At 51.9% G+C, this 14,388-nt stretch carries 11 protein-coding genes and 1 pseudogene; 9 read left to right on the plus strand and 3 right to left on the minus strand.

Annotated features, from left to right (window positions below):
- Positions 1 to 247 precede the first annotated feature (247 nt).
- Both JNC80_RS00235 and JNC80_RS00240 read left to right on the plus strand, forming a co-directional pair.
- Positions 248 to 1,681, plus strand: a complete 1,434-nt coding sequence (locus JNC80_RS00235) for a glutamine synthetase family protein (RefSeq protein ID WP_376709121.1) — start codon at positions 248 to 250, stop codon at positions 1,679 to 1,681.
- A gap of 109 nt (positions 1,682 to 1,790) precedes the next feature.
- A complete protein-coding gene (locus tag JNC80_RS00240; RefSeq protein ID WP_376709122.1) occupies positions 1,791 to 3,089 on the plus strand; it encodes an NAD(P)/FAD-dependent oxidoreductase in 1,299 nt (432 codons plus the stop codon).
- 58 nt (positions 3,090 to 3,147) lie between these two features.
- Here the strand turns inward: JNC80_RS00240 and JNC80_RS00245 are convergent, their stop codons facing one another.
- Complete coding sequence (locus JNC80_RS00245) at positions 3,148 to 3,897, minus strand: glucose 1-dehydrogenase (RefSeq protein ID WP_376709123.1); 750 nt, start codon at positions 3,895 to 3,897, stop codon at positions 3,148 to 3,150.
- A gap of 323 nt (positions 3,898 to 4,220) precedes the next feature.
- Between JNC80_RS00245 and zwf the strand changes: the two genes are divergently transcribed.
- The 3 genes from zwf (at position 4,221) to edd (ending at position 8,722) form a co-directional block, all read left to right on the plus strand.
- Positions 4,221 to 5,696 carry a glucose-6-phosphate dehydrogenase gene (gene zwf, locus JNC80_RS00250; RefSeq protein WP_376709124.1) on the plus strand — a complete coding sequence of 492 codons (1,476 nt, stop codon included), beginning with the start codon at positions 4,221 to 4,223 and terminating at the stop codon, positions 5,694 to 5,696.
- Between the two features lie 260 nt (positions 5,697 to 5,956).
- On the plus strand, positions 5,957 to 6,682 hold the full coding sequence (gene pgl / locus JNC80_RS00255) for a 6-phosphogluconolactonase (RefSeq protein WP_376709125.1): 726 nt from the start codon (positions 5,957 to 5,959) through the stop codon (positions 6,680 to 6,682).
- Between the two features lie 225 nt (positions 6,683 to 6,907).
- Entirely contained in the window at positions 6,908 to 8,722 is a 1,815-nt protein-coding gene (gene edd / locus JNC80_RS00260; protein WP_376709126.1) for a phosphogluconate dehydratase, read from the plus strand.
- Positions 8,723 to 8,807: 85 nt separating this feature from the next.
- On the opposite strand, the gene folD is transcribed toward edd, so the two are convergent.
- Together folD and JNC80_RS00270 are read right to left on the minus strand one after the other, a co-directional pair.
- Positions 8,808 to 9,725 (minus strand): bifunctional methylenetetrahydrofolate dehydrogenase/methenyltetrahydrofolate cyclohydrolase FolD, encoded by a 918-nt coding sequence (gene folD, locus JNC80_RS00265; RefSeq protein ID WP_225686925.1) that lies wholly within the window; start codon positions 9,723 to 9,725, stop codon positions 8,808 to 8,810.
- Between the two features lie 141 nt (positions 9,726 to 9,866).
- Entirely contained in the window at positions 9,867 to 10,484 is a 618-nt protein-coding gene (locus JNC80_RS00270) for a hypothetical protein (protein ID WP_376709127.1), read from the minus strand.
- 596 nt (positions 10,485 to 11,080) lie between these two features.
- Here JNC80_RS00270 and proC point away from each other — a divergent pair.
- From proC to JNC80_RS00290, 4 genes and pseudogenes are all read left to right on the plus strand, one after another.
- A complete protein-coding gene (proC, locus tag JNC80_RS00275) occupies positions 11,081 to 11,893 on the plus strand; it encodes a pyrroline-5-carboxylate reductase (protein WP_376709129.1) in 813 nt (270 codons plus the stop codon).
- Positions 11,894 to 12,304: 411 nt separating this feature from the next.
- Positions 12,305 to 12,652 carry a BRA0787 family protein gene (locus JNC80_RS00280; RefSeq protein WP_022711162.1) on the plus strand — a complete coding sequence of 116 codons (348 nt, stop codon included), beginning with the start codon at positions 12,305 to 12,307 and terminating at the stop codon, positions 12,650 to 12,652.
- A gap of 183 nt (positions 12,653 to 12,835) precedes the next feature.
- Complete coding sequence (locus JNC80_RS00285; RefSeq protein WP_376709130.1) at positions 12,836 to 13,576, plus strand: glycosyltransferase family 25 protein; 741 nt, start codon at positions 12,836 to 12,838, stop codon at positions 13,574 to 13,576.
- A pseudogene (locus tag JNC80_RS00290) lies at positions 13,576 to 14,287 on the plus strand (polysaccharide deacetylase family protein). Before JNC80_RS00285 ends, JNC80_RS00290 begins: the two are co-directional and overlap by 1 nt.
- Positions 14,288 to 14,388 lie beyond the last annotated feature (101 nt).

Here is a 14,388-nt window from a genome sequence, read left to right on the forward strand (position 1 = left end):
ACATGAATGGGGCCGCACAATCGCAGGCTGCTCTGATATCATGACTGATTACCTTGCATTATCCTCAAATTCTCCAAGGTATTTCCGGGCAGCCTGCGTATTTCAAAAACCATCACTTTCAACAACTCCCGCCAAAAAATATTTTTGACAACAGGACTTACGCTTACGCACACAAATGCTACTCTGTTTGTTAAAGGTCACATGAGAAGCTATAGTGACCTTAACGTAAACAGCTATCCGGTGATTAATGCCTGTCACACCTACTGAGAAGAAAAAACCGCGCAAAACTGTACGTCGCGGCACACCAGCCTATGTCAAGTCGCTGCGCGGCGTCAAAAACTGGAAAGAAGCTTCTGAATGGCTGGCATGGCGTGACATTGAAGATATTGAGTGTATCACGCCCGATCAGGCGGGTGTTGCCCGCGGCAAGATGATGCCGTCCAAGAAGTTCATCTCCAATTCCACACTGGCTCTGCCATCTGCTGTCTTCATGGTCACGATTTCCGGCGACTATCCGGATGATGGTCACGGCTTCGTTTATCCGGAGGATGACGGCGATTTGCGCCTTGTCGCCGATCTCTCAACCCTCACCGTTGTACCGTGGGAATCTGATCCGACCGCGCAGGTTCTGTGCGACCTCGTTTATCAGGACGGCCGCGTAGCAGAGTTTACCCCGCGCAATGTGCTGAAGCGTGTGGTCGATGAATATGCCAAACTCGGCCTCAAGCCTGTTGTAGCGCCGGAAATCGAATTCTATCTGGTACGCAAAAATCCCGATCCTGATTACCCGCTCACTCCGCCGGTTGGTCGCTCAGGTCGCGCTATTGGCGGCGGTCAGGGCTATTCCATTGCCGGTGTCAACGAATTCGACGAACTGATCGATGATATTTATCATTTCTCCGAAGCGCAGGGGCTGGAGATTGATACGCTGATCCACGAAGAAGGTGCCGGTCAGCTGGAAATCAACCTGCGCCACGGTGATCCGATTGAACTGGCCGATCAGGCTTTCATGTTCAAGCGCACCATCCGTGAAGCCGCGCTCAAACATGATATGTATGCGACTTTCATGGCCAAACCTATTCAGGGTCAGCCGGGTTCTGCCATGCATATTCACCAGTCTATTGTCGATAAAAAGACCGGCAAAAATATCTTCAGCAATGAAGACGGCACCGAGAGCGAAGCATTTTATCACTTCATCGGCGGCATGCAGAAACATGTGCCGAATGCTTTGGTGATGTTTGCGCCTTATGTGAATTCCTATCGTCGCCTGACACCGGACGCTTCTGCGCCGGTCAATGTCAAATGGGGCTATGATAATCGCACCACCGCCCTGCGCGTGCCGCGTTCAGACCCGCAAGCACGACGTGTGGAAAACCGCATTCCGTCTTCCGATGCCAATCCTTATCTGGCGCTGGCAGCTTCGCTTGCCTGTGGCCTGATCGGACTGAAAAACAAGATCATGCCGGATGCACCTGTTGCTACATCTGTCAACCGTAATGAGGTGGAACTGCCGCGCGGTCTGATCGAGGCAGTCAACTTGTTTGATGAAGATGCGGAACTGAAAGCTCTGCTCGGTGAAAGTTTTGCTACCACCTATGCCGCGATCAAACGCGCAGAGTTTGAGACTTTCATGGAAGTGATCAGCCCGTGGGAGCGGGAATATCTGCTGCTCAACGTATAATATTCCTTCCGGCACGTTGCTTTTAATCAATGTGCCGGAACAATTTCTGCCGAAATATACGTCATAAATTTTCTGCTCTCCGACATACAGCACCAGCTCAAGGCACCCAATGCAGCAGTCACAGCATTATCAGAGCCCGATTTCTCCAGGACTGTCATGGTATGAGGCAAGTATCAGTGAACGACCACGCTATCCCGAATTTGACGGATCAGTCCAGACGGATGTCGTGATTATCGGCGGCGGCTATACCGGCCTGTCTGCCGCCTATCATCTGGCGGTTCAGGGTATTAAAGTCGTGTTGCTTGATGAAGCGCGCTTCGGTGACGGTGCATCAGGCCGCAATGGCGGACAGCTGAATACCGGCCAGCGTTGTGGGGCGGAAGATCTGGAAAAGCAATATGGTTTCGACCATGCCAAAGCGCTTTTTGATCTGGCAGAAGAAGCCAAACATCACCTTTTAAGCTTTGCCGTACAGCATAATATCGACATGGAATATGTGCAGGGGCACATGTCTGTGACGCATAAACAGCGCTATGACAAACAATATAAAGCCCATAGCGAAATTATGGCCTCGCGCTTCAACTATCCGCATCTGCGCTATATGGAGCGCGATGAGGTTGCCGAAAAACTCGGTTCAAAACGCTATTTCGGCGGCACCTATGACAGCGGCACCGGCCATATCCATCCGCTCAAATTATTGATCGGTCTGGCGAAAACCGCCTCTCAGGCAGGCGCAAAACTCTATGAGAACAGCAAAGCCACCGGTATTACTTCATCCAATGGCCGTGTGATCGTCAAAACCGCACGCGGCATCATCAATGCGGAAAAGGCCCTGATCGCAGTCAACGCCTATGGCGGCAATCTGGAACCGGTCAGCGCAGCCCATGTGATGCCGATCCGCTCGTTTATCGGCGCGACTGTGCCACTGGATGATACATGCCGCGTTTTACCGGGTGGTGAATCCGTCGACGACTCCCGTTTTGTGGTGCGTTATTTCCGTCGTTCCAAAGACGGGCGGCTGCTATTTGGCGGACGCGAAGCCTATACGGCCGATAATCCGCGCGATATTACCACCCATATCCGCCGCCAGATCACGGAAATCTATCCGCAGCTCCAAGATATTGAGATCACGCATAGCTGGGGTGGCTCGGTTGGCATTACGATGCCGCGTCAGCCTTTTGTGCGCGAGGTTATGCCCAATGTCATCAGCGCAGGCGGTTATTCCGGCCATGGCGTGATGCTCGCCAATTTTATGGGTAAACTCTATGCCGAGACGGTGACCGGCAATCGCGAACGCCTGCGCCAGTTTGAAATGCTGAAAGTACCGGCATTTCCGGGCGGCCGCACATTCCGTGCACCGCTGCTTTTCCTTGCGCTCTCATGGTTTGCCATGATGGATCGCATATAAACAACTAATCAATCACCACAGCCCGCCGGTTACACATAACCGGCGGGCTGTTTTTATTTTACAGGCTGTAGCCGCCATCCACATCAACAGATGTACCGGTGACAAATGCAGCTTCATCACTCGCCAGCCACAGAGCGGCATTGGCAATATCATCCGGCTTAGAGAAACGGCCAAGCGGAATGGAAGCTTTGAGCGCTTCGCGGGCTTCCGGCGTATCCTGACCGAGGATCAGTTTCAGCGTTTCGGTTTCACTCTCCACTGGGCAAATTGCATTGACGCGGATTTTATCATCGGCCAGTTCCAGCGCCATGGATTTCGTCGCGCTCATCACCCAGCCTTTGGATGCATTATACCAGGTCAGACCTTTACGCGGATGCTGTGCACCGATGGATGCCGTATTGATAATCGCGCCGCCGCCCAGCTTACGCATCACCGGCACAACTGCCAGCGTGGACAGATACAGCGCTTTCATATTCACAGCTGTAATCAGATCAAAACTATCTTCCGGCACATCAGTCAGCAGCATGTTTTTATAAGCAAAACCGGCATTATTGACCATAATATCAAGACGGCCGAATTGTTGCAGCGTCACCCCGACCAGCCGTTCAACATCATCTTTCCGCGATACATCCACAGCAAGCGGCACAGCATTTTTTCCGATTGAACTTGCAACATCATTGGCGCGTTTCGGATTAATATCGGCAACGGTTACTTTCGCGCCCTCCAGCGCAAAACGACGGGCAATTGCCTCACCAAAGCCAGAACCGGCGCCGGTCACAATAGCCACTTTATCTTTCAATCGTGCCATACTCTTCTCCAGAAACTTTCATTACAATGCAAATCAGTCACCCCAATGCATAAAGCATTTCAGACCTTAAGGGAATCTTGCAGGAGAAAGCGCCGGTTTTCTGTTTGCTCAGGCATAATTATCCGTAAAATTAACATTTTTAAATTGATTTATTAAATCGATTTAAAAAGCCACTATTGTCAACGCTGTTATTTCGCTAGATTATAATGCAAATCACTGCTTCGACCATCGTTCCGTTCCCGGACCAAATCCCACCACTTTCTCTCCATATCCTGATATATTCTTTGAACTCATCAGGAAAAAGCGAATAAAGAGACAGGTTCATGACCAGCCAGACAATTCCGGTAGAGCCCTTTGACTGCATCGTTTTCGGCGGTTCAGGCGATCTTGCCGAACGTAAACTGATCCCCGCTTTATACCAGCGCCAGCGTGCCGGACAGTTCAGCGAACCGACCCGTATTATCGGTGCCTCCCGCAGTGAAATGGGCGATGCCGAATATCGTGAATTTGCCCGCAATGCCATTCATGAACATGTCAAAAAAGACGAGATTGATGAAGCGCAGATCGAACAGTTTCTGCAGCGCATCTCCTATGTGGCAGTTGATGCCAAGTCCGATCAGGGCTGGTCTGCACTGAAAAAGCTCATCAAGACCAAACCGGCGGATATCCGCGCTTTTTATCTTGCTGTCAGCCCGAGCCTGTTCGGTGACATTGCCCAGCGCTTGCAGAGCAATGATCTCATCAGCGATCATACGCGCATCGTTGTTGAAAAGCCGATTGGCCGCGATCTGGCATCCGCGCAAGTCCTCAATGACACGATCGGCAGTGTTTTCCGCGAAGACCAGATTTTCCGTATCGACCATTATCTCGGCAAAGAAACAGTGCAAAATCTGATGGCGCTGCGTTTTGCCAATGCGCTTTATGAGCCGCTTTGGAACTCCGCCCATATTGATCATGTGCAGATTACCGTTGCGGAAGCTGTCGGTCTTGAAGGGCGTGCAGGCTATTACGACACAGCCGGTGCGCTGCGCGATATGGTGCAGAACCATATTCTGCAATTATTGTGCCTTGTCGCTATGGAGCCACCGGCTTCACTGGAAGCCGATGCTGTGCATGATGAAAAAGTTAAAGTGCTGCGCTCGCTCACACCTATTACTGCCGACAATGCGCAGGAAAATACTGTACGCGGCCAGTACCGCGCCGGCGCTTCTGCAGGCGGGCCGGTTAAATCCTATCTCGATGATCTGGAAAGCACTACCAGCAATACCGAAACCTTTGTCGCGCTGAAAGCCGAGATCGGCAACTGGCGTTGGGCAAATGTGCCGTTTTATCTGCGCACCGGCAAAAGACTGGCCGAACGCGTTTCAGAAATCGTGGTCACGTTCAAACCTATTCCCCATTCGATTTTTGAAAGCAGTGCAGGACAGATTATTGCTAATCAGCTGGTCATCCGCCTGCAGCCGGATGAAGGTGTGAAACAGTGGATCATGATTAAAGATCCGGGTCCGGGTGGTATGCGTCTGCGTCATATTCCGCTGGATATGAGCTTTGCGGATTCTTTTGACGAGCGCAATCCGGATGCCTATGAGCGGCTGATTATGGATGTCGTGCGCGGCAACCAGACCCTGTTCATGCGCCGCGATGAGGTTGAAGCCGCGTGGCGCTGGATTGACCCTATTCTGGAAGCCTGGGAAAGCAATGAACAGAAAGTTCAAGGCTATACATCCGGCACATGGGGGCCTTCCGGTTCTATCGCCCTGATCGAGCGTGACGGCCGCACTTGGCATGATAGTCTCTGACGAGACTCTTCCCATATTTGTCTCTTACGAGACTGGGGGGCACGACAATCTCGTAAGAGATGCTGCTTATGACTGTCTCTTACGAGACGGGGGCATGACAGTCTCTGAGGAGAATGGGATACAATAACCGTAATAAAAATTGAGGCCGGAGCACCGCTAAAAAGGCAGGAAATGAATACCGTCTGAGGCGGTATTCTGTATAAAGATACAAAATGACTGCGCCACACCCCACATAGGGGTGTAAAGGCGCAGAAACACTGATGGAGACTGACATAACCAATATTGAAAGGCATGATTTTGCAGAGCCATCCGCTTTGGCACTGCAATTAGCCGGAACAATCGCGGATCAACTGAATAAAGCAGTCGCGGCCAAAGGACAGGCCGTACTCGCTGTATCCGGCGGTACAACGCCGGTACAATTGTTTGAGGCGCTCTCCATGCAGGATGTGGCATGGAAACAGGTTACGATTACTCTTATCGATGAACGTTTTGTAGCGCCGGACAATGACCGTTCGAATGAGAAACTGGCGCGCGAACATCTTTTGCAAAACAAGGCGGCGCAGGCCGTTTTTGTCAGTCTTTATATTCCTGCCCAGACAGCCAGTGTTGCTGCTGTCACTGCGGCAAACCGCATTGACGCACTGCCGAAACCCTTTGACGTCGTGGTGCTCGGCATGGGCAATGACGGCCATACCGCCTCTTTCTTCCGTGGCGGCAGCAGGCTGGATCAGGCCATTGATCCGACAACCCGTGCCGTTGTGCTGCCAATGCAGGCTGAAGGTGCAGGCGAACCGCGTCTGACCCTTACCCTGCCGGTGATTGCAAATGCCGATCTGCTGATCCTGCATATTGAAGGGCAGAAGAAACTGGCTGTTCTGGAAGAAGCATTAGCCAGTGATTTCAGCGAAGCAGATATTAATCTGATGCCCGTGCGCGCTGTTTTTGCCCATGCGAAACAAGCCGTACAGCTTTACTGGGCACCATAATTCCAAAACGATTACTGCAATATCCGCTCATTCTCCGATGATATACGGCCGGAGAATGAGCCGGATTGTGCTTCCTTTCTCCCCCGTCCATTCCCGTGCGCTTTATAGACGCATCAGCCTTTTTCCACTCTTTCGCTATACTTATTTTCCGTATATTAAACTGCTATTAAATCGGTTTAAATATTAATGCGCATGACCGGTTGCTGACCGGTACGGGAGACTGAAATGACCGTGAATCACACCCTGCAGGCGATCACCAACCGGATTATCGAGCGCTCCCGCCCGACCCGTGAAGCCTATCTGGGGCGGATCAGTGAAGCTGCATCACGCAAGCCCGTGCGCACTGCACTTGGTTGCGCCAATCTGGCTCATGGTTTTGCGGCCTGCGGCCCTTCCGACAAAGCAGGACTGGCTGGTGATCAGCTGCTCAATATCGGCATTATCACCGCTTATAATGATATGCTCTCCGCGCATCAGCCATTTGAGACATTTCCGCAGCTTATCAAACAGGCAGCGCGTGAAGCAGGTGGCATTGCGCAGGTTGCCGGTGGCGTGCCTGCCATGTGTGACGGTGTTACGCAAGGTTTTGCAGGTATGGAACTGTCGCTGTTCTCACGCGATGTGATTGCCATGGCCACTGCCGTCGGCCTGTCCCATGATATGTTTGACGCTGCCGTCTATCTCGGCGTGTGCGACAAGATCGTACCGGGGCTGGTGATCGGTGCCCTCACCTTCGGTCATTTGCCTGCGATTTTCATTCCGGCAGGACCTATGACATCCGGCCTGCCAAATGATGAAAAAGCCCGTATCCGCCAGCTTTATGCGGAAGGCAAAGTCGGCCGTGCAGAATTGCTGGAATCCGAGTCCAAATCCTATCACGGCCCCGGCACCTGCACATTCTATGGCACAGCCAATTCCAATCAGATGCTGATGGAAATCATGGGGCTGCATATTCCGGGCTCATCCTTTATCAATCCGAATACCCCGTTACGCGATGCGATGACCAAGGAAGCTGCCAAACGCGCTTTGCAGATCACCGCCTGCGGCAATGATTATACGCCGGTCGGCGCGATGCTGGATGAGCGTTCTTTCGTTAATGGTGTTGTCGGCCTCAATGCCACCGGCGGCTCCACCAACCACACCATCCATCTGATTGCCATGGCCGCCGCCGCAGGCATCAAACTGACATGGCAGGATATATCCGACATTTCGGCAACAGTACCGCTGCTTGCCCGCGTCTATCCGAACGGTCTGGCTGACGTAAACCATTTCCATGCCGCCGGCGGCATGGGCTATCTGATCCGTGAGTTGCTGGATGCCGGACTGCTGCACGAAGATGTGCGTACCGTCTGGGGTGAGACTCTACGCGACTATACGATTGAACCGGCGCTCAATGCGGATGGTACGATTGCACGCAACCCTGCCCCTGAAGTGAGTGCTGATGCCAAAGTTCTGGCTAAAGCCAATGCACCTTTCCAGCCGGATGGCGGTATCAAAGTACTGAGCGGCAATATTGGCAGCGCGATCATTAAAGTTTCCGCCGTCAAACCGGATCGTCATGTGATTGAAGCGCCTGCGAAAATTTTCCACGATCAGTCGGAAATGCAGGATGCTTTCAAGGCAGGCAAGCTCGAAGGTGATTTCATCGCCGTTGTCCGCTATCAGGGCCCGAAGGCCAATGGTATGCCGGAACTGCACAAGCTGATGACTGTGCTTGGCATTTTGCAGGATCGCGGACAGCGCGTGGCACTTGTAACAGATGGCCGTCTCTCCGGTGCATCCGGCAAAGTGCCTTCCGCCATTCATGTGACACCGGAAGCCCTTGATAATGGTATGATTGCGAAAATTCAGGAAGGCGACATTATCCGCCTTGATGCCGTGCAAGGCACCCTGTCTGTCCTGCTGAGCGGGGATGAATTGCAGTCGCGCAATATTGAAACACCTGATCTCACCCGTAATCATTTCGGTATGGGACGGGAATTGTTCTCCGCATTCCGGCACATTGCAGGCCATGCGGATCAAGGCGCATCAGTATTTTAAAAGGTAACAAAAAACGGCGCGATCAAAATGACCGCGCCGTTCTTTTAACTACTTAAAATCAGAATTTCGGCGGCTTAACACAGTTTCAAAATTTTGGTGCTTTCGCACCGGCAGCGCGGCAAGCGGCGACCAGCGTATTGGCCATCAGCATGGCAATGGTCATAGGTCCTACACCACCCGGAACCGGGGTAATCGCTCCGGCCACTTTTGCAGCCTCTGCATAATCCACATCGCCGACGAGACGGGTCTTGCCTTCACCCTTTTCCGGTGCATCAATGCGGTTGATACCCACATCAATCACAGTTGCACCCGGTTTGATCCAGTCACCTTTGACCATTTGAGGACGGCCGACAGCTGCCACCAGAATATCAGCGGTGCGTGCCAAGGCCGGCAGGTCTTTGGTACGGCTATGGGCAACAGTGACAGTCGCATTGGCTGCAAGCAGCAAATTCGCCATCGGCTTGCCAACAATATTGGAGCGGCCGATGACAACAGCATTCAAACCAGACAGATCACGACCAAGCTGGCGCTCAATCATAATCATGCTGCCAGCCGGTGTGCATGGCACAAAGGCACTGTCCACAGCGCCGGTACCGAGCTTGCCGACATTGATATAATGAAAGCCGTCGACATCTTTGTCCGGCGCGATAGTCTGAATAACGCGACCTTCATCAATATGTTTCGGCAGCGGCAACTGCACCAGAATACCGTGAATGGCAGGGTCATTATTGAGACTGTCGATCAGATCCAGCAGATCCGCCTCAGATGTGTCTTCAGTCAATGTGTGCTGTACAGAGTGGAAACCGCATTCGCGTGCTTTGCGGCCTTTGGAGGCGACATAAACCTGACTGGCCGGATCTTCCCCGACGATCACCACAGCAATCCCAGGCTTTGTGCCGGTTGTATTTAACAAGTCGGATGTTGCAGCTTTAACCGCTGCCACCACATCTTCCGCCAGCAATTTACCGTCGATTACTTTTGCGCCGCTCGTCTCAGTCGCCATCTCACAACTCCGTCAGACAAAAAAACAATGCAAGGCCGAAATTGCGGGATCACAAAGCCACGCGCTCACATCCTGCCCCCGCATAATCTGCCAGCGCGATGATGACAATCAAAAAACGGTCATGCTATCGGAATAACGGCATCAACGTGACGAATTTTCATTCTGTCTGGCACCGGCCAGCTTCTCATGCTCACGCAATGCCTGCCGGATTTCGGCCAGTGCATGGGAAAGGTCTGCAGCTTCCGGAATAGTCTGATCTGCCGCAGCAGTGCCGAGCGCATTTTTGCGCATGGCAGCATAGGTTTTGGAAACCGGCTGGCGCACTTCCGCAATAGCCTCTTCCGCCGGTTGCTGTTTCAGCTCCTGCGGTTCCGCATCGCCCTGTTTCACAGGCATTTGCTTTGCCACAGGCGCGACAGGCATTTGCCTTGTAACCACCGGCTGCGCAGGCTGTTCCGCAGCGGTTTCAGCTTGTTTGCCGCGCTTTAAAAGGCCGGACAGGTTCAGCCACAGTTTCTTGAACAAAGAAGATGACGAAACCGGTGCAGGTTCGGCAAGTACAGCTCTGTCAGCTTTTGCCGATGTCTGTGCGGGTGCCTGCGCCGGAGCCTGTGCATGACTGCGCAGCGGCTGCACACCGGTGCGCCCCATTGCGGCCCGCGCACGGTAAGCGCGGGAACGCTGGATGTTCAGGCCAAAATCCTGAGGTGCATAGGCCAAAAGCGGTAATGTGCCGGAAAATTTATTATCACGTTCCATAATGCCGCCCCGTCTTAAAATTTATTTACACAGTCATTCATAAAATGCGTCAGAGACGCAGGCATAATATGCGTCAGAGACGCAGGCATAATATGCGCCAGAGACGCAGGTTAATATGCGCCGGACACGCAAACGGCATCCGGTATCAGAGTGTTTTGCCCCTCCTCTGCACATTCCAAAAATCCGGCCAAAACCGAGGTTTTTTGGAAATTCCATGCCTGAAACGCCTGTTCTGTCCGAAAAAACGGACTCATAAGAACCTGACCGACCGGAATAAAATTCACAGCAGATCATGAAAGCTTTTCAAAACTGTTCGCAGATAAGCGACACGCCAGAAGCAACGCATTTCACAATGTAAATCACGTTTACCCGTTACGCCTTTGCAGCGCGGCGAAGCCGGTGCAAATCACTCTGTCTTATGGTTAACAAAACCTTAATGACTCTGGCAACCACTATAAGAAATAAATTTCACATTTATCTGATTAATGTGACACCGCGCCTGTCACTAAGCCGGAATTTCACTCTGGGCAGCGAACGATATTTCCATCTGCCGGTCGAATGTTCTATGGTCGGGCAAATCACAGGAGAGGCATTTGATGGCAAATAACACTGTTGTTCTGGTTGGTTGCGGCAATATGGGGTTTGCCATGCTGCAGGGATGGCTCTCCTCGGGCAAGTTACAGCCTTCTGACGTGACAGTGGTTGAACCAGCAAACACTTTACGCGAACGTGCGACAAAACTCGGCGTTAAAGCACTGCCGGACAGCACAGGCATTACCGGCTCTCCGCAGCTGATTATCATTGCGGTCAAACCACAGGTCATTCAGGACATTCTGCCTGCCTATAAAAACCATGCATCGGCCTCGGCTTTTCTCAGCGTGGCTGCCGGTACACCGGTTGCCTTATTCGAGAAAATTCTGGGCGCGCAGGCCGCGATTATCCGCTGTATGCCGAACACACCGGCAGCGATTGGCAAAGGCATGATGGTGACATTTGCCAATAGCAATGTGCAGGCAGATGTCATGCGCTTTACCGAAGAATTACTGGAAACCAGTGGTCAGGTCGCACAGGTCAAAGATGAAAGCCTGATGGATGCTGTAACCGCAATATCCGGCTCCGGCCCCGCTTATGTATTTCATTTCATTGAATGTCTTACACAAGCTGGTGTAACCGCCGGTCTGCCGCAGGATATTGCTGCCATGCTGGCCATGCAGACAGTTTACGGTGCAGGCGCTCTCGCTGCGACAAGCACGGATACACCATCGCAATTACGCATTAATGTCACCAGCCCTAATGGGACAACAGCAGCTGCTCTCGAAGTGCTGATGGGCGACAATCGCCTGCAAAATCTTGTCAGCGAAGCGGTTGAAGCTGCCCGTAACCGCTCTGTTGAACTCGGAAAAAGCTGAAACACAATACTGCATTTTCACAGGGAGAGAGGACGGGGCGTCTTCTCTCTTTTTGTATTTTAAAAAGATTTTTCTTTTTTACAGCATTATCCGAAAGTACGATAATATCGGGATTTACCGGAGCGATATTTTCGTTACTCTGACAGGCACGATCTTTGTTTCATGATCGTCTTTGCGGGTTAAAAGCCCGAACAGAAAACACGGCTGAAACAGCCGTCCATTATAGAACTGTCATATAATCAGGCGATAATCAGCCGACACTTTCCGGTTCAGGCTTTGATGCCGGAAACAGATTTATATTTTCAACGGCCTGTCTGTGCGCCGCAAAACACAGAAACAGGCATTTTTCAAATTACTGCGAACTCCATGCAAGGAAAGTTTGCAGTAAGCAGCCCGACAGAGGAGACAGGAATGTCAAGTTTACTGCCGCCGCTCCATAACGGACATGCATCAATTTATCTGCTGAACGGCTTCCACGAAGCTGTTCATGCCTATGAAGACTGGGATATGGCCGGTCAGGAACCACAGGTTGCCGTGTACGGAAAATCCGTCCGCATCAGCGTGATTTTCCGCCGTCTGACCCAATGTTCAGACCGGTTGCCGCAACATGTTCTGCAATCACTCAAAGCGGCGATACCGCATATTATGAAATATCAGCCTGCAGATTTCCCTGCCACTTATGCAGATGCAAGCGGCTTGCTGCGTCAGGCTCTGCGGAATTATACCCGCAATCCGGTGATCGCTACGCGTTTCAATTAAACGGGGCTAAGCTTTACAAAAACACAACATACGGGCAGATTTTCTATCTGCCCGTTTTCCATTTTACATAGGTAATATTTCTCACTTTCCGACAAGACCTTTAAGCTGCTATAGGCAATTCTTATATGCGGTCGCAGAGCTGCGATCAGCGAAAAATATAAGCCGTTCCGGCAAAGGTCAGTCATGCAGAAACCGCAGATTAAAGCATTCATCATTCATCTGGAGCGCGCAACAGAACGCCGCACGCAGGTGAATGAACTGATCTCCCAATTACCGGTACCGGCAGAAATCATTACAGCTGTTGATGCAAAACAGCTGAGCGATGCAGATGCGGCACAGGCCTATCAGACGCGCCTGCACAAACCTTATTATCCGTTCCGCCTGAGCCGTAACGAAATTGCCTGTTTTCTGTCGCACCGCAAAACATGGCAGACAATCATCGATCAAAATCTCGATGCAGCACTTGTGCTGGAAGATGATGTGGCGCTGACAGCGGACTTTCCTGCTGCTTTTAAAGCGGCCGCGGCGATTGCCGAGCAAGGCGGGCTGGTACGTCTGCCGTTCCGCTCCGACCGTGAGACCGGCGCTGTTGTGCTCGAACAGGGAACAATGAAAGTCATTCGTCCGGTGCCAGTCGGGCTGGGCATGGTCGCGCAACTGATTACCCGTGATGCCGCGCAAGCGCTGTTGAAAGCAACCGAGAAATTTGACCGCCCTGTTGATACTTTTGCCCAGATGAACTGGGTAACCGGATTGCAGCCGCTTTCCGTTGTTCCGGGTGGCGTGCAGGAAATATCTGCCAATCTGGGCGGCAGCACCTTGAAACAGAACCGCTCTCTGGCGCATAAACTGCACAGAGAACTGATGCGGCCTTTCTACCGGCACAGCGTCAAAACCTATTCCCGCAAATCCGGAAAAGCCTGATGAAATCTTCTGCTATTCCCATTCTTCTCTATCATTCGATTGATGTACCGCCTACACGCGACAAGCCGTTTCGCAGCCTGCATGTGCATCCGGACCGGTTCCGCTCGCAGATGCGCTGGCTGAAAAGACTGGGCTATCAGGGATTGTCCATGCGCGATGCCCGCCCTTATCTTGAGGGCAAAAAAACAAGGCAAGGTTGCGGTTATCACGTTTGATGACGGTTTTCTCAATGTCTATCAGCACGCCATGCCGGTGCTGAATGAGCTGGGTTTTACTGCCACCAATTATTTCGTCGCCAATCAGATCGGCGGACGTAATGAATGGGACATTCCGAAAGGCGCAGTTGAAATTCCCTGCATGAGTGCCGAACAATTGCGCGACTGGGCTGCACATGGCCATGAGGTTGGCGCACATACGCTTGACCATATCTATCTGCCGGATGCGGATTTGCAGGAAGCAGAACGGCAGATAGCCGGTTCAAAGAAAATTCTTGAAGAGATACTTGGCGCTGAAGTCACCAATTTCTGTTACCCTTATGGCGGCGAAACACAGGCTGTGCGCGATGTGACCCGACAAGCGGGCTATGTTCACGCCACCACCACCAAACGCGGTCATGCCCGCGCAACAGATGATCCGTTTGGCTTGCCGCGCCGTTATATCCGCCGCACCGATGGCGGATTATTGTTCCTGAAAAAGCTCTTCGGCCTCTGACCGCCGGAGAGAAAACTTTTATTCCGGCATCATTTCAAAGAAAATTACTTTACCGCAGAATTGCAAAACCGGATTTCATTACTATAAACTGGCAGCGACCT

Source organism: Pseudochrobactrum lubricantis, from assembly GCF_041929865.1.
Lineage (GTDB): Bacteria > Pseudomonadota > Alphaproteobacteria > Rhizobiales > Rhizobiaceae > Pseudochrobactrum > Pseudochrobactrum saccharolyticum.